Genomic DNA, 21,250 nt, shown 5'->3' on the forward strand with positions numbered 1-21,250 from the left:
GGCTCCGGTATATACCGGAGCCTTAAAGCTATCTTCATAGTATCAAACCCTTTGTGTCTATTTCTTATCATCCAAAATCTTTGCGTGAGATTTAGGAGTACCGTAGACCTTCGGTATGGATGCCGATTTTATACTCACGGAAGCAGCTGCTGGCTGTTTCGTAAAGTAGGTATCTACAAAGGCATTATCAAGATCAACATAGTTAAAATCCTGATCATATCTAGAATAAAACCAAATGAGTGATAACTCGAAATCACCATTCGCATAGACTGTAGCTACCATTGGATCCCCACTATTCGATTCAAAGTAAACGTGAAGATCGTCAGTGGTATCATCTGGTGTTCCATTGTCATCCATATAAACATGAGAATATGGAGGGAAAGTCAATGTACCAAAATCACCGTCAAATGTAGCGTACACCGGTTCTGTTGACCCTCGCAGACCAGTCATTATAACGCCATTTGGATCATCAGGATCTGCTTCAATAGTAATTGCATCCGTTTCATCATTTGCAGAACCATAATAGCTAGTTGAATATGCACTATAGGAACCGATAATCAGGTCACGAGTATATCCATAAGAAACTAACCAATATAATCCAGACTGACCAGCGCCATCTGCTTTACTTTCTATTGCAGCATTAGGATTGTTTTTAGAATCGACAAATACACCTTCAGGCAAACTCAACGACACCCAGTTACCAATGTCCGGTAATTCTGGTTTATAAAGAGTAACGGTACTATCCGCTGGGTTTGCATCGATATAATTAGCTGGGATTTCAAACGTGTAAACTCCTAGACCGTCATAATAAGTCATCACAGGAAGTGGGCCACCACTAGCCAAGTCCATATCCGAATCAAATTTCAGAGTAATAGCAAAGTTCTGATCGCCAATACTTGCACCGGACTCCGGAGTAACAGCTATCATATTGATAGTTTCTACCTCTATATACCAATAGGCATTGCCTTCAATTGCACCATCCACAACTGCAGTATAAATACTATCTGCCGGATTTCCTACCAAATCCTTAACAGCACCTTCCTCCATGTTCAACATGATCAATTCTCCGGGGACAGGTGTTTCCACCTGACTAATTATCAAATTCCTACCGGACACCGAAATAGCATCGGCTGGAATTGCTGATACAACTCCTGTTGAATAGTAAGTTAATGAAACAGATTTAGTGTCATCAAAAGCGATTGCTTCATCGTATGTCAGAGTAAAAGTCGAACTTACAGCGACTCCGTCGTGCCCAGATGAAGGAGTATATCCAACCAGCGAAGGCGAAACGTTGTCTGTAGTCTTAATAATCTCTGTAACAATATCGGAGATCACTCCATCTGCGTTACTGGTAGCCGCAAAAATCTCATAGCTCTTATTTGGATCCAATGGACCAATTGTCCATGATAAGGTGCCATCCTTTTCAATAGCACTTAACCCTGTAAAAGCTGCATCAAGATTTTGCTCAATAAGATTTTGCTGCGTTGGAGCTACCGCCGAAGTGTCATCATAGATAACAAAGGCCGCATAACCTTTCATATCTGATGAAAGGCTTAAAACAAAAGACGAGTCCTTAACATCTGTAATATTTAATGTAGCCTTAGGCGCAGACAGCACACTAAGTGAGTTATAAGGCTCATCCTCCTTACAGCGACTCATTGATAGCATAATCAACAACGCTGCCAGGACTACATATACTTTATTTTTCATAAGTCTTTCTGTTAATTGGTTAAAAAAAACTTCTACAGTTCTAAACTCCGACAGGAAAACCTGTCGGAGTAATTTTATTTCATTTACTGTAGGGTCCAGTATGTATCGAATACGTCCCAGACATAACCATCATAATCTCCAGTCATTGCTTCACCCAAGAAGTCAATGTGTATAGAGCCATCATCCGATATTTCACCAACAATTGGCACGCTCTTATTTAAATTCAGATTTTCGTCGCCGACATAGAGTAAGATATTACCGTAACCATAACCATCACCAACATCTGCCCCGGCTGCAATAGTAATCGTCATTGCATCCAAATCAACCGTAGCGGAAATGGGAAGGTTTCCGTATGCAATACCGGTAAGGATTAACTTACTGACATCTGCCGGATCGGGTTCTGATGTGACCGTCCAGGCTTCATCCCAGGCACCGGGACTACCGTAACTCTTGGCTTCAACTGAGAATGTACCAATCCACTTACCTAAAGGATGCTCATCATCTTTGACTGTCAAAGTATATTGATCGTTCGCTCCGGTGCTATAACCTTGCGAATTGCTGCTTAGCAAGATATTGACACTCTTGTTACCTGTAAAATCACTATTATCAATAGTTTTCACCCTAATGGTGTCATACCCCCATCCATTGGGATAGCTTAGTGTTTTTGATTCGTTTAAGATTTCAAAATCGACCCCCTCAACAGCCGGGTTATCAAGTCCTTCTGCCGAGAACTCAAAATCCACCGTTACAGCAGGAGACCCTGGTACAGCCGTAACCATCACCGGTATAGCGATAACCGCACCTTGTTCACTAACCACACCACTTGATGATGGGAAAGCAACAAAAGCATCCTCTTGTTTAAACACAATTGGATCGTTAATATCGCAAGAGCTGAATAACAGAACTCCGGCGAATGTAACTAATATGATATTTAATAATTTTTTCATTATACGAAGGATTTTAATTCATTAATAGCCCTCATTCTGAACCATGTTCTTATTTGCTTCCAACTCATAAACAGGTATAGGCATTGCCCATAAATAACTCGGAAAGTCCACATTGACTGGTCCAGAAATTTTACCATCTTCATTCACCCGCTCTAAGGAGCGACCTGTACGGGATAAATCCCAAAGTTGATGTCCCTCAAAACAGAGTTCTAAACGTCTCTCTTTGTAAACATCAGTCAAGAATACCGCTGGTAGCTCAGATGCTCCGCGATTGCTGCGAATCATATTAATATCATTCTTTGCATTACCTGATGCGCCATTGAGTACTGCTTCGGCACGAATAAGATACATTTCAGATAAACGAAGTACAGGAATGTTATTGACTGCATCATTACCTTTCCCAGGAAACTTACCAGGCCATAGATAACCTGCAGCTTTGTCGGATGACACAAAAAACTGTCCCCGTACATCGCCAGGTTCAAACATATCAACTAGCTCCTGTGAAACACAAATATCACCGTAGCCTTCTGGATTATACAGATATCCAACTTCCTCGAGACCAGGCCAATCAGATTCGGTCAGATTACCATAAACCTCGAATATCACTTCGCTTGCTGCATTGGTACCCCATACAAGAGGATATTCATCGGCCGTATACATCTGAAACTTTCCGCTACCGATTACTTTAGTCGCATATGCGGCAGCATTATTCCAATCCCCCATATAAAGATAAACCCGTGCAAGGAGTGCCTGCACTGCATATATATTAGCAAAGGCTTTGGGATCAGCAGCTCCGGAGGATATTCCCCGGTCTTCATTCATTAATCCTTCTGCGGCTTTCAAGTCAGCCACAACCTGAGTATAAACTTCCTTTACAGTATTACGGGCCGGCAAATCTATTTTCGTTTCGAGCACAATAGGAACACCAGGGGTTTCACCACCCTGATAAGTGTATGGCTGCGCGTACATCCTCACCAAATCAAAGTGACCAAGCCCCCTAAGGAAAAGACATTCACCTTTTAGTTGATCTTTCTGATCCTGTGTTACTCCGGCTTCATCCAGCTCGTCGATTGAATTTAGTACATTATTAGCTGCTGCAATCGTTACATAGGCAGGATTCCAGAGCCCAGCTGTATTAGAGGCATTATTCCCCCAGTTATATTCGGTTTGGTAACGCCCTGTGTTTAGAGGACTTGATTTAGTATTTCCCCCTTTAAGATCAGCATCCAGAATAAATTCTGCTCCATACCAATTATTATCATACAACGTGGAGTATGCTGCATTGGTCGCTTGCACCAGCCCGTCATAAGTTGACAATACTTTGCCATTGTCGAGCTCCAAGGGTGGTTTTTTATCAATGATATCCTCACAAGAGGAAACCAAAAGACCCAAGGCAAGCAGTGTATATAATAATATCTTATTTCTTTTCATTTGGTATTTATTTTAAGATTAAAAACCAAGGTCTACACCAAAAGTTATGGTACGAGGATTTGGGTATGTCGCATATCCGCCGCCGGTAACATCTCTTTCTGGATCCCAATAACTTACATCATCCCAAGCATAAAGGTTAACAGCGTTCATATAAATACGTGCGCTATTTAGTTTAGCCTTTGCAACCCATTCTTTTGGAATATTATATGAAACTGTTAGGCTTTTAAACCTAAGGAAGGAGCCGTCTTCCAAAAATCTAGACGTACCCCATGCATTGGAATCTGAGGTATTGTTAGGGATTGGTTTTGGATTAGGCACCAAGTCTCCAGGTTCTCTCCAATAGGGAAGCAGATTGGCACTTTGAATGCTACCCCAGTTATAACCATCAGAGTCGATATACCTTCTCTCCATGATATAAACCGAGTTTCCATAAGAAAAGTTAAAGTACGCATCAACTGTGAATCCTTTCCAGGAAAATGAACTAGTGAAACCACCGAAGAAGTCAGGGTCAACCTTTCCTTTATAAACTCGTCTTGCATCAGCAGCATTTTCCGTGATTTTACCAGCCTCATCATACCACAACGCATTTCCGTCGACCGGATTCACACCTGCATAATCGTACACATAATACTCGGAGAATCCTTTTCCACCAACGCGATAACGACGCCACCAACCATCTGCAATTTCCTCCTGACCAGCTAAATCGGTAATCTGTACTTTATTGAAAGAAATATTAAATCCAAGGTTCCATTTAAATGGGGCTTTTACTACGTCATAATCAGCAGCAACTTCCAAACCTTTGTTTGTTAACGAACCGACGTTTTGCGAAATACTCGTAAATCCAGTGGTTCTCGATAAAGGTACAGAGAGCAACATATTCGAGGTTTTACGATCATAATAATCGACAGTTGCATTAAAACGCTCGAACAATGTAAGATCCAGTCCAATATTCATCGATGTATTGTCTTCCCATGTCAAATCTGGATTGGCTAATTGATTTGGAGCCAAACCACCCAGACCGTTATACGTACGTGAACCATAAACACCATAAGATTCGTAATTTCCGATGGCCGCATTACCTGAGATACCATAACTTCCTCTCAATTTGGCAACGTTAACCCAACTGAGCCCATCCATGAACCCTTCGTTGTGTGCGTTCCAACTTCCACCAACAGACCAGAACGTAGCCCATCTGTTATTCTCACCAAAGCGTGAACTTCCGTCCCTACGTGCACTAAGCGAGAGGAAATACCTTTGATCAAAATTATAGTCCAGTTTTCCAATAAAAGACTGAAAAGCCCAGCTGCTCAAACTATAACCAATATCCTTGTCTTTTGATACATTTGACAGATAAGGAAGATCTGCACTCGCACCGCCTCCTTCCATGGTATATGCGTAATATTTATTATCGGTTACCTCGTACCCTACTAATGCATCAACGCTATGTTTCTCTCCAAATACATTATTGTAACGAAGAGTATTCGTTGTAGTCAAGGTACGGTTTTGGTTAACCGCCTCATACACGTAACCATCATAGTTTTCACCATCTGGAGTTTCAGGGTTCCAATAAATCCTTCCCTGGTTAGTCAAATAATCATGTGAGTTCTGGGTTTTGAATTCCAGACCAGGAATAATTTGATACGTAAAATACAACGATGCGAAATAGTGATGATCCTTATTCCATTGCTGGTTTAATGCTACGTTACCTAAAGGGTTAGAATTATTATTTGACGGCAAGTCCCAATTGAAAGTACCATCAGGATTATAAGCATTTTCCCATGGCAACAAAGACGAAGCAGCCCAGAAAGGGTTAGCATAAGCAAGATCATTGGCCTGATCTTTGACGTATTTGTATGCACCGAAAGATCGAAGACCAATGGTAGCCTTCTCAGAAATTTTATGATCCAGGTTTATCTGCATACTGATTCGTTCCATCCCTGAACCAATCTGAATACCCTGAGTGTTATAGTATTCACCGGATATCCGGAAACGAGTTTTTTCATCACCGCCGGAAGCAGACAACTCATATTTCTGATTAATACCTGTTCGGAAAACTTCATTCCACCAATTCGTCAACTCTCCTCCTAATAGAGATTTTGGGAAGTACAAATTTGAATTTGCCAAAGCAGGATTATCGGGATCTTGTCCGATATTTCTTACCGCATCTCTCATATAAGTCCAGATCTCCTCTGGATTCATAAAGCGGAAATTTGAATCGTTGGTTTTTTGTGAAAAACCATATTGAGCATTTAACTTGAAAACTGTTCGCCCAGCCTTACCTGTTTTTGTTGTAATCAGGACTACCCCATTTGCTGCCCGTGATCCGTAAATAGAGGCTGCCGCTGCATCCTTAAGCACCGTGATAGACTCAATGTTATTAGGATTTAGTGAGGCTAATACGTTGTTCGTGTTATTAGTTAAGGAATAATCTCCATTCACAACAGGGACACCGTCAATAACATACAGCGGTTCTTTACCTGCATTAATAGAACTGTACCCCCTAATCCGCAATTGAGTGCCGGAGCCAGGTAGTCCAGATCCACTATTGATCTGCACACCTGCTACTTTACCCTGCAGGAGTTTCTCCGCAGAACTTACAGGAACATCTTCCAACTGCGAGGAACTAACAACATCAACCGCTCCGGTTTTTGCTTCTTTTCGTTGTGTACCATAAGCAACGACAACGACTTCGTCAACACCAACTACATCTGGTTCCATTTGAATGTCAATTCGGTCGCTCGTAATTGGTACTTCCTGTGTCCTCATTCCAACAAAGGAGAAGATTAAAGCCTCTGCGGATTCAGGAACTTTCAATGTATACCGACCTTCCATGTCAGTAATAATTCCTAGCGTTGTACCTTTAACGCTTACTGAAACACCAGGTATTGACGAGCCATCCTCTGCATTAATTACCTTTCCGGTAATCGTTCGGGACTGCGCATACAATACCTCCATTCCAATAAATGCAAAGAATGCAAGTAATAGCACAAGTTTTTTCATAAATAATTGTATTAAAAGGTTAAGTAGTCGTGAAGCCAGTTATTTTACATAGACGGTTAAAAATATAAAAAAAATATTTTTTAATGAAAATTAACATTTTTTTTCTTTAGTTAAGAGTAAGATTGTCTGCCAATCCTCCTTTTTGATTACAATTCAATGCCCATTTCGCGATCAGCTTAACATTACTCACCGCATTGATATACTGACATATAAAACAAAAAGGCTCTCTGAATCCAGAGAGCCCTTGAGCCTTATTCTTAAAGATATGCTTATTAACATATCTTCAATTTTTATGTGTTAAAATGTGTTAGTAAGCTTCAAATTTCCATCTGTTTCGTGGAAGCTCCGCCATTATAAACCGCCACCAACACTATAGTTGAAATAAAAAAGAGCCCCTGCAAGGATAAAACCTACAGAGGCTTTCTAAAATAAGTCTAAATAAAGTTTATAGAGGACCTATCACCGTTTTAAAAAAACACGAACTGTTTAATTACTAAACAGAGGATTTCAGCTTGTAAGTCCCCCAAGCCTTTATTGCTTAGTTGTCTTTTGTAAATCCAGTATAGCGATATCCGGCAACACGATACTCTTTATATCCATACTGCGCAGGATAAGTGTCGTCGTTAAACGATACATTAAACACAATGCTGTCTGCCGGCATTCCACTTGGTGTAGTCGCAGCACCATACAGAATCTGACCATTTGTGATAGTCAACTTCGAATCATACGCTTCATTTTGGGCGTCGATTGCCTGGAATGTCTGCGCATTAAGATCGATATTCATTTTGGTCTTAAAATCCCATAAAGTTCCGTTGTCATTGATCCACATCTCGGTGGAGCTATTGGAAGATGTATTATACGTATCAAGATGGAAGTGACCTAAGCCAAACAACTCATCATCAGTATATACCACATTGCCAACTGAGTCAACAGCTACGGCTGTCACATACCAATCACCAGCCATCTCTTGAGTTGCTGTGCCGCCAATTTGATCCTTCTCACACGAAGTCATAAAAAGGACACTTGCAACCAGCACCGCTGTATATAATAATATTTTTTTCATATCTATATCAACAATTTTTTAGTTAATAATAATGTTGAATGTCATCAATCCTGCATAATCCATCGTGTAAGTAATTTGGCCAGTTGCGGGATCGACTGCACTAGCAGACATGCCGTCCATTGAGTCACCCCAAGCCGGCACATGGCTACTCAGTGGAGTAATTGTATTATCAGCATTCAGCTGAAAATACCCATTCATGGCATATTGAGGACCATATCCTGCATGCTGATCATAATAGCCTCCCATAAAGTCGGTAATATAAAATTTGCCAGGCTCAGTCTGCAGAATAACAATATTATATCCACTGAAATTCACGATTTTGCCGCTAGAAAGCCAGAGACGATAGGTTCCTTCACCGATCGTATGTATACCTGATGAAATAATGGAAGGTGTTGGATCAGCAACATAAACAGTACGTGACCCACTTCTTGAGATACCATCAGCATTCGTAATCTTGTATGTAACTGAATAGATCCCGGGTGTACTCGTATCCACTGTTGAAGTAGTGACGATCTGATCGGAAACGTCTTCACCGTTAAGCATGGCTTCGGCTCCGGCATCCTGATAATTGGCTCCTTTATCCACAATGACTACCGGATCACCCAGAATGGTCAATGTCGGATAATATGTAATATCGGTAACGCCTGCAGTGGTAACATCCTTACAACCTGAAAAACCAACAATTGCAAGCATTGATGCCACTACTAAGATCAATATTTTATTTTTCATCGTATTCGAAATTTAAATCATTCATATTTTATTTCGCCCAGAATACCGGTGTTCCATCTCCCTCATTGGCAGGAGCATTGTTATTACGGCTGGTTGAACTTTCTGCATATCTGAAACGTTGCAGAATTTTATCAGCTCCAAGTTTCGTATTGTACTTAATCGGAGTATAGAGTGTACCGGGCTGATAAACCTCAGGAGTATAATCATAGGTTGTCTCGTTGTAAATATCTGCTCCGGTAATGGTTCCGAACTCCGGATACTTGAGACGACGCATCTCACACCATGCTTCAAAGTTATTGGTTCCTCCCAAAGCAATCCACTTCTGCATACCAATCAACTCTTTGTACTTGCTGTTATCCCATGGATATTGGTTGGTATAGACATCAGCAGCATCAGCAGCGCTAAGTCCGGCATCAGCAAACGATGCATCAATAGCAGCCTTGTAATGCGTTTCAGCATCGGCCGAAGAACCATAACGGGCATAATATTCTGCCTTGAAGAATTCGATTTCCGAAACCGTAATCAAGTTAACCGGCATATCATATGAAGCGACCGGACGACAAAAATCACTGGATCCGAATGGAGAACCACCGAAGTTTGTTCCGGAAACACCTCCCTGGTATTTTCCATCTGCATTGGTCTCATAATATTTACTTAACCGGGCATCGTCAGTTGATTTCAAGGTTTGCAGATAGGCAATATTACCAACGACGTTCACCTGTGTTGAACCAAAATAGGATGCAAATTCTTCCTGGTAGAACGGGTTGGCTTTCCCGGTTTCATCTGCCCATATACCAGACCATGCTACATTTGATGTCGGGAAATTATTTTCCTGAATGAGGCTCGCTAAATCAGCCTGTACATCCTGTACATCACTCATGCGCATAAGAATTTTCAATTTCAATGCATTTGCAAACTTAATCCACTCATCGACAGAGGTAGTTCCAAACAACATGTTGGTGCAAACTACATCTGAAGAAGAAACTTTGGACAATGCATCATTCAGTTCACCAAGAATTCCCTGATAAATGGTCAAACCATCATCATACTTCGGAGTAAGATTATTCAGGTCGAGTGCCTCGGTATAAGGTACGCTACCATAAGCATCCACTAACACCTGGTAAGTAAACGCACGCAAAGTAGTTGCTGCCAAATAAGTTCCCCACTCTTCTGAAGCCTGTGCCTGGTCACGTACCGTTTGCAGGTTTTTGAGTGTGTGTGAAAATAACTGCGTATAGTCTCCGCTTGAGCGTGTTGCGGAAACAGCGAATTGAGAATAGTCTAAGTAGTTACTCGTTCCAAAATCCTGAGCATACTGCTGTGCGAGATAACCACCCGTGATACGGAAGTAGTCTCCATAGCTGGCAGCCAGGTTCATTTCGGCGCCAGGAAAGATCATACCGGGAGTAACATTACTTTCTGATGGTGAATTGGGATCCGTATTGATATCCAGGTAATTATCACAAGAAGTAAGCCCCAGTAGAACAATTGCAAATATGAATATTATCTTTTTCATAAATCTCCGATATTAATATTTTATACTAAGGTTAAAACCATAAATACGGTTTGCTGGATTCACATACAGTTCCCCGAACTGACCTCGCAAATCCGAACCTGTAGTACTTGACTCAGGGTCAATGTAGTAGTTATCTTTTGCAGTCCAAATAAATGCATTATTAACAAATGCCGAGACTGATATATTACTCAATTGAGTTGCTCTAACCCATTTTTTTGGCAAAGTATACGAAAGTGTAATATTCCGCAGTTTGGCAAAAGTGCGATCAACCATATAGGCCAATCCGCCCTGTCCATATCCATACAAATTGAAATAGTCCTGGTAACTTCCATCCGGCAGCTTCAGTGCTGTACTATTTTCAGTATAACCGGTAACATTACCATCAGCATCAGTTACTTCCTGTGCCGAATTAGGAATAACAAATGGTTTGCGATCGTTGTAAGTCGTCACGATTCCATTTCCGGTAAACTGCATCAGGTTTTTCGTACGTGAGAACATAGAACCACCATAGCGAACGTCGAGGCTGGCACTCAGAGAAACCCCCCAGGCCGTAATACTCGTGGTAACCCCGCCAGTCCATTTGTGGTTCATGTTCAACCCGGTGTCTTCCACTTCCTTCGTCAGAACCGGCTGACCAGCTGAATCGACAATCAGATCACCATAATACTGACTACTCTTATCGGTAACGTACTGAGGTAAATAGGTGTAATATTCACCAATTGCCTTACCTTGCTCAGCATACATATAGACAGCATCGTTCCCGGCAGAAAAGTTATAGATGGTTACTTTTCCACCTTCCAGACTGGGCGGCACAGACAATACCTTGTTCCGGTTGAGTGCAAAGTTCACATCTAAATCCCAACGGAAATTCCGGGCTTTAACAGGAGTGGTATTCAGCAACAATTCAACACCTTTATTCTGAACATCACCAAAGTTCGTTACAAACCTGCTGAAACCGGTAGATGGATCAACCGGCAGCGTGAAGATTTGATCAGATGTTTTCCGATCATAGTAAGCTGCGTCAATTCCAATGCGGTTTTGGAAGAATTTCAAATTCAATCCAAACTCGGTCTCCGTTGTCATTTCTGGTTTTAGATTTGTACTTGGAGCAATAACGGACGCAAGGAAAGAATTCGTTCCGTTCATCGGAAAACTTGCGATATCATTGCCATAATATCCGTCTGCATAAGCCTGCAAATAACGGGTACTGGTATAATACGGACTGGCATCATTACCGGTCTTACCGTAAGCCAGTCGAACCTTACCGAATGACAATACGCTGTTTTTGGGTAACATTTCGGTGAATACCCAGCTCAGGGTTGCTCCGGGATAGAAATAGCTGTTATTCCCGATAGGCAGCGTGGAAGACCAGTCGTTACGAGCAGAAACTTCAAGGAATAGCATATCCTTATACCCCAAAGTAGCATCACCCAATGCACCAACCAACCGGCGTTTAGTCTGTGATTCGGTCAGGAGTGATTTGGTAGCACCATTGCTTAAATCCCAGAATCCGGTATAAAAGGTCAATCCGTCGGTTTGTCCTGCCATTAAAGTTGAAGCCCGCTCATTGATATTCATACCAACGTGTGCATCTACAGAGAATTCACCGAATTTCTGGCTGTAATTAGCCAGGAAGTCATGGTTCAATTCATAGGAACGTCCATAACGGGCATATACATTACCAGTCTGATTCATGTTGCTCGGTGCATAACCGTAGTCATTATTGATCAGAGCATCATCCAGAGCAATTTCGGGGGTACCAATTTTGGAATCATAATCCGTATAATCAAAACCGAAACGATATGTCAGGGTCAGTGCTTTTGACAGATTGATATCCGCTTGCAACTTGCCATGGATTTGCTTAGAATCCATATGGTTATAATTATTGGCAATCGACCAATACGGGTTGGTAATTCCGTAAGGAGTGAAATAGGCTTCCGGAGTATTGAACGGACTTGACAGGTCTTTCTTATCAACCAGTGAAATATCACGTGGGAACTCATACAAACCATCAATTACAGAAACTCCCTGATAGGTACTTACCAAATCAGTCTTTTTTCTGGCAAAATTCACAGAAGATGAAACCTTGAACCAATCAGCGCCTTCATATGATGAACGAAACGCAATGGTATTTCTTTTGTACAAATCAGCATCTGATGGCATAACACCATTATCGTGCGAATTGGAATAGGAAGCATAGTAATTAACTTTTCCGTCGGCTGAAACTCCACTTAACGAGATATTATGTTTCTGAGACCAACCAATATCAAAAAAGTCCTTGATATTATTCTTCTGTGCAGAATAATTGTGAATCAATTGCTGATTGTTCCAGATAGGGCCATAAACCTGGCGAGAACCATCCAGGCGGGGTCCCCACGAACCGTTCTCAATATAAGTCTGGTTTCCATTCCATCCTTGTCCCCATTCATTCTGCATTTTAGGAAGCAAGGAAATCTGACGAGCCTGCAAACCTCCGTCATACGTAACAGAGAAGTTTCTTCCATCCTTACCTTTGCTTCCCTGTTTGGTGGTTACCAAAATAACCCCGTTAGATGCCCGGCTACCATACAGCGCTGTCGCCGCTGCACCTTTCAATACGGTAATTGACGCAATATCATCAGCTGAAATATTGGAGATACCTCCGATACTCATTACCTGTCCTGATTTATTAAGAGCATCAAGATTAAGTGAATTGTTCTGTAACGGAACGCCATCTACAACATAGAGAGGCGCGTTACTTCCGTTAATTGAACCAAAACCTCGAATCGTTACAGTCGATGCGGTACCGGGATCTGAAGAAGAGTTCTGGACCTGCAAGCCGGCCACTTTTCCAGACAACGAACTAGTAACGTCTGTGTTACGTTCTTTTATTAAATCATCGTTATTCACGGTAGTGGAGGCGTAACCAATTGATTTTTCACTTTTCTTAATTCCGAGAGCGGTTACAACAACCTCGTTGATACCAACCGTTTCGGATTTCATTACAACATTGACCGTGCTTCCAGTGATCGGCACCTCTTGTGTTTGCATACCAACAAATGAAAACACCAATGTTTTGGCATCCTTGGGTACATTAAGTGTGTACTTACCATCAATATTGGTAATCGTACCTAATGTGGTACCCTTGACTGAAACTGAAACACCGGGAATGGTACTTCCGTCGTCGGCAGAAGTGACCACACCCGATATTTCCCCCGTTTGCGCCCAAAGAGACTGCAAACTGATTGCTAATACTGTAAGTAACAGCGCAAAGTTTTTCATAGATTAAATTTTTAGATTAATAAAACAAATCCCCATAGCGGCCTCACACCAAGCCACTATAAGATTCACTTTAAATTACATACAAACCCTAATAAATTTGGAAGTAGGGCAACAATCACACACAATAAACTTAATACAATAAGTATTATAATCCTTTGGCATTTTTTCACCAGAGGAACAAAAATAAAAAGAATTTAAAACAAACCACGGCCTTTGCTATCCACACCTGTAATCATAAATTTGATTTTATTGATAATCGCAAGTATGTTCATATGATAAAACCTTGGTTTAAGTATTTTTAACGCTTTTATTTCAAATCGTTTACAAAAAGAGAGTTTTCGCGCAATTTGCTTTCACTATAAATAGCTCAACCCAATGTGCTTCAATATCGGCCGTCGAAAGTTTACAGTTTGGTAACATAAATTAACATTTATGCAGTAAGGCATAGATGACAGCTCAAACTGTAGTTTCCCTTAAAACCTCATGGTTTAACCCATCTTTGTTTCGACCATGCTGACAATTTCCTTCTCCATGGCAACAGCCTGGTTGGCTATCTCCTCGCCCTTCGCCAGCAACTCTTTCTTCTTCATTTCGTCGGTTAAACCGGAAGCATTGATTCGCACATTCATCCAGGCACCAAGAACGGCAGTACGGGCACACAATGCGCCAACACCTGCATCGGTGACCGAGTTAGGATTCCCTTTCTCTACCATGGCACGGATTACATCAAACGATGCCAGCGAGGTTTCCATGACCGAAAGCGGAACTTCCATCGCATTGAGCGTGGCAGCCTGAATGGCTTCCGTACGTGCTGCTTTTTCGTCATCCGATCCTTTCGGCATACCGAAAGCGGCCATAATATTATTGAAAGCCTGCGTATCTTCATCGACCAGTTTCAGCAATCGCTCCTGAATCTCCATGCCTTTCTCTGCCCATTCGGAAAATTCTTCCCAGCGCTCATCCCAGCCACGTTTGTGAGCCGAGAGGTTAGCCACCATGGTAGCCAATGACGCTCCCAACGCTCCGACATACGCCGATACCGAACCGCCACCCGGAGCAATACTCTCAGAAGCGGTTTCTTCAGCAAAGCCGCGGGCCGTTAAATCAACCAGCTTCTTATCTTCCTTATCATCAAGCATGTACTCAATGATTTTTTTATCCGGATCAAACGGTTGAAGTTCGTCAAGACCTAATGATTTGACAGCTATTTTGATGATTTCCCTTTCCGGGATACCGGTCGAACGATTTTGCTTTCGCAGGAAATATTTACCGGCGTCGAGAATGTACTTCAGTGGCATTATTCCCACCAACTCCGATCCTGTTACTCTGATACCACGTGATTCTGCACTTCGGCAAACTTCATCGAATGCTACATGAACCGGTGTAACAGTTAAATCAGTTAGGTTCATCGAAATCTGGGCAATTCCGTATTCTTCAATATACCATCCGATTGCCCGAACCTTTTTCAACGTACCCGGAATACGAACCGGCTCGCCGTTTTCGTCTTTTACCATTTTTCCGGTTACGGGATTACCTTCCCGCTTTACTCGTCCGGCTTCGCGAACATCGAAAGCAATGGCATTGGCACGTCGCGTCGATGTCGTATTCAGGTTAATATTATAGGCAACCAGAAAATTGCGGGCACCGATGGCAATGGCACCAGTCTTTGGAACAAAGGCGGCAGGACCGAAGTCAGGTTTCCATTCAGGGCGTTTCAACTTGTCACGCAAAGCCTCGTATTCTCCCGAACGGCAAAATGCCAAACTTTTTCGTTCTTCAGTAAACGCGGCAAATTCATAGGCATAAACCGGGATTCCCAACTCATCTCCTACTCGTTTACCCAGTTGACGGGCATATTCTATTGTCTCTTCCATTGATATTCCCGCTACGGGTACCAACGGACAAACATCGGTAGCACCAAAGCGCGGGTGCTCGCCCGAATGTTTCGACATATCGATTAGTTCGGCAGCTTTTTTAATGGCTTGAAAGGCCGCTTCAATGACCAGTTCAGGCTCTCCTACAAATGTGACAACGGTACGATTGGTGGCATGTCCCGGATCGACATCCAGCAACTTCACACCTTTTACCAACTCAATTGTATCCGTAATTTTTTTGATAACAGACAAATTACGTCCCTCTGAAAAATTGGGAACGCATTCGATAATCCGTTTTGTCATAGAACTCTCATTTTTTTAGGCACTACAAAATAGAAGTGTTTAATTGGGAATACTATGATAATTCACATCTTTCTCACGCTTCACTGAATCTCGCCCCTTAGGATTACCGTCTCTATAAGTTCGGAATTGTATGCGTACGGAAAATACTGATATGAAGGAATTTCCCTGGTGATGAAAACATTGGCCGCCTTGCCGCGGGCAATACTTCCATAGCCGTCGCTAATGCCCATTGCATAGGCGGAATTAATTGTGGTAGCGTTAATTACCTCTTCCGGAAGCATCTTGTAACGGATGCATCCCAGCGACTGCATGAATTTCATGTCGCCGGAAGGGGAAGAACCGGGATTGAAATCGGTGGCCAATGCTACCGGAAGTCCTGAGTCTATAAGCTTTCGCGCCGGCGAAAGGGGTAAATCGAGGAAAAAGGCAGCCCCGGGCAAAATGGTAGGCATGGTATGTGAATGTTTAAGAACATTTATTTCATCATCCCCCAAGTATTCGAGGTGATCGACTGAAAGCGCCTTATTTTTCACACCAACCTGTACTCCACCGGTAAGGCCTAACTCATTTGCATGTATTTTGGGCAGAAGACCATATTCTGCTCCGGCTTCCAGTATTCTCTCGGTATCGGCTACCGAGAAAAAGCCGGTGTCGCAGAATACGTCGATATAGTCAGCCAGCTCCTCTTCCGCTATGCGTGGCAACATTTCATTGATAATCTGATCGACATAAACGGACGGATTATCCCGGTATTCCATTGGAATGGAATGTGCCCCCAGGAAAGTCGACTTAATAGCCAGCGGAGTAGACTCTTTTAACCGGCGAATAACGCGCAGCATTTTGATTTCATCCTCCGGGTTCAAACCGTACCCACTCTTAATTTCGACAGCTCCGGTCCCTTTATATATAATCTCTGATATTCTCCCAAGAGCTGAAGTGCAAAGCTCGTCCTCACTCATTTCGTGCAAACGTCGGGCTGAGTTCAGAATACCGCCCCCTCTTCGCGCGATCTCTTCATATGAAAGACCTTTTATCTTATCGACAAATTCCTGTTCACGACTTGTCGGGTAAACCAAATGTGTGTGCGAATCGCAAAAAGACGGAAAAACCATTCTTCCGGTGCAATCTATTTCCATCAACACATCATAATTATCCAGATCGTGCGTGCTCAACTCATCCATCGGACCAAAGTCAACAATCATCTCATCGCGCATCAAAAGAAAAGCATCCTGAATGGTATGGACTTTTGCCATATCTTTTCCGGCAACCCAGAGTTTGGGTTCTTCTTCTACCTGCACCAGCTCCTTGATATTTACCAACAATACTTTCATCTGCTAATTTTTTTTAGCTCCCTGAAAATCCATCAACAAAATCGATATCCAATTGGGAGTTTTTCCTTTTTCACCAACTTTTCATACCCGGAAAATCAATGGACCATGATTCTCTTCCAACAGAATCCAGACTCAATCCGTGCATTGCATCTATACATTTTTCAGTACCGACTCCATGACTTAATTTCTGAAACAAACGGGAATACCATCCCAGGTAGTAACAGAATAAGTTTATTCAGGCCAGCCAATTTCATAAACTCCATACTGCTTAATCAGTACGAAAGTTTAATAGTAATAAATAAATTTAAGGAAACGCGGATAAAAAATGAGACTTATCAGGCATAAAACTTTAATTTTTTTATCCCTTTAAAAATTCAACCTAACGTGAAACTAATTACAACCAAAACATTAATTATCAATATAGTTACATCTCAATTTAAATATATGGTCCTGAATTAGCACTCAATTGCTTATTTTTGACAACCGCTAAACTAATTGCTTATGATAAGAAAAGTACCACATACCTATGTCATTATTTTCCTAATTATTCTCTTTTCGGCTGCACTTACGTGGATTCTTCCGGGAGGTGAATTCGCCAGAGAAACCATTACGGTTAACCACGTAGAAAGGGAAGTCATCGATAGCAGCTCCTTCCACTATGTCGATAAAACGCCGCAAACCTGGCAGGTATTTTCAGCATTTTTCAAGGGGTTTGAGAATACCTCCAACATCATCGTCTTCATATTAATTATCGGCGGTGCATTCTGGATTGTCAACGAAAGTAAAGCTATCGACATGGGGATTTACTCCTTTCTCCTGTTTGCCCGCAACCTGGAACACCACCGCTGGTTACGAAAGATCGGCATCGATAATCTCATCTTCGTTTTAATCATGCTGATGTTTTCGGTATTTGGAGCTGTTTTCGGCATGAGCGAAGAAACCATTGCATTTATCATCATCTTCGTGCCGCTTTCCATTTCCATGGGATATGACTCCATTGTCGGGGTATCGCTTTGCTTCGTGGCGGCAGGGCTTGGATTTGCCGGTGCCATTCTCAACCCGTTTACCATTGGAATTGCACAGGGACTTTCTAATCTTCCGCTGTTTTCCGGTATTGAATTCCGGCTATTCAGCTGGGTAGTGATTAACCTGGTTGGGTTCATTTTCATCATCCGTTACGCGAGAAAAATCAAGAGAAATCCAACAAAGTCGCCCGTATATGAAGATGATGCTTACTGGCGTGAAAGAGGAAACGCGCACATTGAAAACCTGAAATTCCACACACCAAAAATTGCCTGGTGGGTTTTTGGCTTGCTTTCAGTCATCATGATATACACCGCTTTCCGCTATCCCATGACCGAACTGAATATTGGAAACAGTAAATATCCCATGCCGGCTATTCCGATCGCGACCTTCGCCTTCCTGGTAACAGGAATCCTCAGCCTGAGGAAGACCGTGCATTATTTCATTCTCACGCTCCTGCTGTTCACTATTGTATTCCTGATTATCGGTGTTATGGGCTACGACTGGTATGTGATGGAAATTGCAACCATTTTTCTGGGATTGGGAATTGCCTCCGGATTAGCAACCGGAAAAAACGGCAACGAAATTACCAAACTCTTCATCGAAGGTTCGAAAGATATTTTGTCAGCGGCCATGGTCGTTGGACTTGCCGGAGGTATTATTGTTATTCTAAACGATGGTCATATTATCGACACATTGCTCCACTACATTGCTGAATCGATGAGCAATCTGGGCAAAGTTGCTTCTGTTGGCATGATGTACATCTTTCAAACCATGCTGAATATCATTATTCCATCGGGCTCGGGCAAAGCAGCTTTAACCATGCCAATGATGTCGCAGTTTTCCGACCTGATTGGCGTTTCCCGGCAGGCCACGGTTATGGCTTTTCAGTTTGGCGACGGATTTACCAACATGATTACTCCTACTTCCGGAATTCTGATTGCTGTATTGGGAGTGGCGAAAATCCCTTACGAGAAATGGGTGAGATGGATTGCGCCTTTAATGGCCATTCTGATTCTTATCGGATTCCTGTTGCTTATCCCGACCGTGACCATGAAACTGAACGGATTCTGATAGAAAAATTTACCAAAAGAAAAAGCCCGTCCCAAATTGGGACAGGCTTTTTCTTTTATTCTTGTCCGAGATTACTCTGCTGGAGAAATAGCTTCAGTAGGACAAACCTCTGCGCAAGAACCACAATCTGTGCAAAGTTCCGGGTCAATTTTATAGATTTCACCTTCACTAATCGCTTCTACCGGACATTCGTCAATACAAGTTCCGCAAGCAATACATTCGTCATTGATAACGTAAGCCATAACTTAAATGGGTTTTTATTGATAACATTTTAACAGGAGCAAATGTACAAAGTTTGACTAAAAAACAAATTCTCTAGATGTGTTAATAACATTTTTTGGGGAATTTTATAATCATTCCAAAAACGGCAGAAAGCCGTTACTTTCAGCTGGTTTTATTATTTTCGTTTTAGATTTCGGAAATACGACCTATACTCAACTTAAGCTAAAACCAACAAATGGAAATATCCGGGAATATTCTAACCGCTTTTCTGCTTACGCTTTTTGCCGGTTTGTCAACTGGAATTGGTAGTGCAATCGCCTTTTTTACCAAGCGCACCAACACCAAACTATTGAGCGTGGCTCTCGGTTTCTCGGCGGGTGTGATGATTTACATTTCCTTCATGGAGATTTTCCCGCACGCCCAGGAAATCCTGATTGGTAAGCTCGGTAAGTTGCGGGGGCACTGGTATTCGCTCCTGGCCTTCTTTGGTGGCATGCTACTGATTACCCTCATCGACAAATTCATTCCCAGCTTCGAAAACCCCCACGAACTGAAAGCTGTAGAAGATATGGACGACAAGAGTAAAGCCATCGCTTTTCGGAAACTTTACCGGATGGGTATCATGACTGCACTTGCTGTTGGAATCCACAATTTCCCGGAAGGCCTGGCCACATTTGCGTCAGCACTCGAAGATCCATCCATTGGAATAGCCATCGCGATTGCTATTGCGATTCACAACATCCCGGAAGGAATTGCTGTTTCGGTTCCGGTATATTATGCCACCGGAAACCGGAGAAAAGCGTTCTGGCTCTCTTTTCTGTCGGGAATATCTGAACCGGTAGGTGCGTTGCTGGGATACCTCTTGATTATGCCGTTTGTTACACCGGAAAATATGGACTTGATTTTCGCCTATATTTTGGCCGGTGTCGCCGGAATCATGATTTTCATCTCCTTCGATGAATTGCTTCCATCGGCCGAAGAATACGGAGAACATCACCTTTCGGTTTACGGTCTCATTGGCGGAATGGCCGTAATGGCGCTCAGCCTGATGATACTTTCGTGAAAAGAAACTATGCTTCTTTCTTTTTCATCTGTTGCTGGTAATATTTGCAGTAAGACGTCAATCCGCACTTCTCGCACTTGGGTTTGCGCGCCAGACAAATGTATCGTCCATGCAAAATCAGCCAGTGATGTGCGGTGGCGATCAAATCTTCGGGAATATATTTTATCAGCTGCTTTTCCGTTTCCAGCGGCGTTTTAGCGTTTGTACTCAATCCCAGACGGGCCGCAACCCGAAAAACATGCGTGTCAACCGCCATCGCTGGTTTGTTGTACACCACTGACGCAATTACGTTAGCCGTTTTCCGACCTACACCCGGCAGCTTGATTAACTCTTCTACCGTATCCGGGATTTCGCTGTTGAACTTTTCCACCAGCATTTTCGCCATCCCCACCAAATGTTTGGCTTTATTATTCGGATAGGAACACGAACGGATGTATTCGAACACTTCACCCGGCTCCACTTCGGCCAGTTTTTCCGGCGTAGGAAATCGTTGCAGCAGTTCCGGTGTTAGCTGGTTTACCCGCTTATCGGTGCATTGAGCCGAAAGAATGACGGCTACCAGCAATTCATACGGGTTGGTGTATTCCAGCTCGGTTTCAGCAATGGGCATCTCCTTTTGGAACCACTCGATAACGTGGGCAAAGCGTTCTTTTTTCTGCATGGGTTAATTTCGTTTGCGGTAAAATTAATGGTTTCGTTTATG

The 21,250-nt window shown here is 42.5% G+C and carries 14 protein-coding genes; 2 read left to right on the forward strand and 12 right to left on the reverse strand.

What is annotated here, in order from left to right; genetic code table 11:
• Nucleotides 1-57: 57 nt before the first annotated feature.
• From AC060N_RS11715 to hutI, 10 genes are all read right to left on the reverse strand, one after another.
• Nucleotides 58-1,710, reverse strand: a complete 1,653-nt coding sequence (locus AC060N_RS11715; RefSeq protein ID WP_479523957.1) for an Ig-like domain-containing domain — start codon at nt 1,708-1,710, stop codon at nt 58-60.
• An 83-nt stretch (nt 1,711-1,793) separates the two neighbouring features.
• Nucleotides 1,794-2,657, reverse strand: a complete 864-nt coding sequence (locus AC060N_RS11720) for a hypothetical protein (RefSeq protein ID WP_463237846.1) — start codon at nt 2,655-2,657, stop codon at nt 1,794-1,796.
• A gap of 21 nt (nt 2,658-2,678) precedes the next feature.
• Nucleotides 2,679-4,088, reverse strand: a complete 1,410-nt coding sequence (locus AC060N_RS11725) for a RagB/SusD family nutrient uptake outer membrane protein (RefSeq protein WP_479523958.1) — start codon at nt 4,086-4,088, stop codon at nt 2,679-2,681.
• A gap of 18 nt (nt 4,089-4,106) precedes the next feature.
• Nucleotides 4,107-7,088, reverse strand: coding sequence for a SusC/RagA family TonB-linked outer membrane protein (locus AC060N_RS11730; RefSeq protein WP_479523959.1), 2,982 nt, complete (start codon nt 7,086-7,088; stop codon nt 4,107-4,109).
• Nucleotides 7,089-7,626: 538 nt separating this feature from the next.
• Nucleotides 7,627-8,100 carry a lipid-binding protein gene (locus AC060N_RS11735; protein ID WP_479523960.1) on the reverse strand — a complete coding sequence of 158 codons (474 nt, stop codon included), beginning with the start codon at nt 8,098-8,100 and terminating at the stop codon, nt 7,627-7,629.
• Nucleotides 8,101-8,169: 69 nt separating this feature from the next.
• Complete coding sequence (locus AC060N_RS11740; RefSeq protein WP_479523961.1) at nt 8,170-8,880, reverse strand: BT_2262 family domain-containing protein; 711 nt, start codon at nt 8,878-8,880, stop codon at nt 8,170-8,172.
• 28 nt (nt 8,881-8,908) lie between these two features.
• Nucleotides 8,909-10,396 (reverse strand): SusD/RagB family nutrient-binding outer membrane lipoprotein, encoded by a 1,488-nt coding sequence (locus tag AC060N_RS11745; protein WP_479523962.1) that lies wholly within the window; start codon nt 10,394-10,396, stop codon nt 8,909-8,911.
• A gap of 12 nt (nt 10,397-10,408) precedes the next feature.
• Nucleotides 10,409-13,657, reverse strand: coding sequence for a SusC/RagA family TonB-linked outer membrane protein (locus AC060N_RS11750; protein ID WP_479523963.1), 3,249 nt, complete (start codon nt 13,655-13,657; stop codon nt 10,409-10,411).
• A 488-nt stretch (nt 13,658-14,145) separates the two neighbouring features.
• Nucleotides 14,146-15,834 (reverse strand): glutamate formimidoyltransferase, encoded by a 1,689-nt coding sequence (gene ftcD / locus AC060N_RS11755; RefSeq protein WP_479523964.1) that lies wholly within the window; start codon nt 15,832-15,834, stop codon nt 14,146-14,148.
• Between the two features lie 80 nt (nt 15,835-15,914).
• Nucleotides 15,915-17,165, reverse strand: coding sequence for an imidazolonepropionase (hutI, locus tag AC060N_RS11760; protein ID WP_479523965.1), 1,251 nt, complete (start codon nt 17,163-17,165; stop codon nt 15,915-15,917).
• A 501-nt stretch (nt 17,166-17,666) separates the two neighbouring features.
• On the opposite strand from hutI, the gene AC060N_RS11765 reads away from it, so the two are divergent.
• Nucleotides 17,667-19,262, forward strand: coding sequence for a YfcC family protein (locus tag AC060N_RS11765; protein ID WP_479523966.1), 1,596 nt, complete (start codon nt 17,667-17,669; stop codon nt 19,260-19,262).
• 71 nt (nt 19,263-19,333) lie between these two features.
• Here AC060N_RS11765 and AC060N_RS11770 read toward each other — a convergent pair whose 3' ends face one another.
• Nucleotides 19,334-19,504, reverse strand: coding sequence for a DUF362 domain-containing protein (locus AC060N_RS11770; protein ID WP_479523967.1), 171 nt, complete (start codon nt 19,502-19,504; stop codon nt 19,334-19,336).
• A 215-nt stretch (nt 19,505-19,719) separates the two neighbouring features.
• Here AC060N_RS11770 and zupT point away from each other — a divergent pair, with 215 nt between their 5' ends.
• Entirely contained in the window at nt 19,720-20,547 is an 828-nt protein-coding gene (zupT, locus tag AC060N_RS11775) for a zinc transporter ZupT (protein WP_479523968.1), read from the forward strand.
• 7 nt (nt 20,548-20,554) lie between these two features.
• Here the strand turns inward: zupT and nth are convergent, their stop codons facing one another.
• A complete protein-coding gene (gene nth / locus AC060N_RS11780; RefSeq protein WP_479523969.1) occupies nt 20,555-21,208 on the reverse strand; it encodes an endonuclease III in 654 nt (217 codons plus the stop codon).
• Nucleotides 21,209-21,250: the final 42 nt, after the last annotated feature.

The sequence above is a fragment of the Prolixibacter sp. DSM 2831 genome, from assembly GCF_056493735.1.

Bases quoted from the DNA above. Each gene is read 5' to 3' on its own strand.
- AC060N_RS11765 (WP_479523966.1), top strand. From the start codon at position 17,667: ATGATAAGAAAAGTACCACATACCTATGTCATTATTTTCCTAATTATT.
- hutI (WP_479523965.1), bottom strand. From the start codon at position 17,165: ATGAAAGTATTGTTGGTAAATATCAAGGAGCTGGTGCAGGTAGAAGAA.
- AC060N_RS11720 (WP_463237846.1), bottom strand. From the start codon at position 2,657: ATGAAAAAATTATTAAATATCATATTAGTTACATTCGCCGGAGTTCTG.
- zupT (WP_479523968.1), top strand. From the start codon at position 19,720: ATGGAAATATCCGGGAATATTCTAACCGCTTTTCTGCTTACGCTTTTT.
- AC060N_RS11745 (WP_479523962.1), bottom strand. From the start codon at position 10,396: ATGAAAAAGATAATATTCATATTTGCAATTGTTCTACTGGGGCTTACT.
- AC060N_RS11715 (WP_479523957.1), bottom strand. From the start codon at position 1,710: ATGAAAAATAAAGTATATGTAGTCCTGGCAGCGTTGTTGATTATGCTA.
- ftcD (WP_479523964.1), bottom strand. From the start codon at position 15,834: ATGACAAAACGGATTATCGAATGCGTTCCCAATTTTTCAGAGGGACGT.
- AC060N_RS11735 (WP_479523960.1), bottom strand. From the start codon at position 8,100: ATGACTTCGTGTGAGAAGGATCAAATTGGCGGCACAGCAACTCAAGAG.
- AC060N_RS11740 (WP_479523961.1), bottom strand. From the start codon at position 8,880: ATGAAAAATAAAATATTGATCTTAGTAGTGGCATCAATGCTTGCAATT.
- AC060N_RS11725 (WP_479523958.1), bottom strand. From the start codon at position 4,088: ATGAAAAGAAATAAGATATTATTATATACACTGCTTGCCTTGGGTCTT.
- nth (WP_479523969.1), bottom strand. From the start codon at position 21,208: ATGCAGAAAAAAGAACGCTTTGCCCACGTTATCGAGTGGTTCCAAAAG.
- AC060N_RS11730 (WP_479523959.1), bottom strand. From the start codon at position 7,088: ATGAAAAAACTTGTGCTATTACTTGCATTCTTTGCATTTATTGGAATG.
- AC060N_RS11770 (WP_479523967.1), bottom strand. From the start codon at position 19,504: ATGGCTTACGTTATCAATGACGAATGTATTGCTTGCGGAACTTGTATT.
- AC060N_RS11750 (WP_479523963.1), bottom strand. From the start codon at position 13,657: ATGAAAAACTTTGCGCTGTTACTTACAGTATTAGCAATCAGTTTGCAG.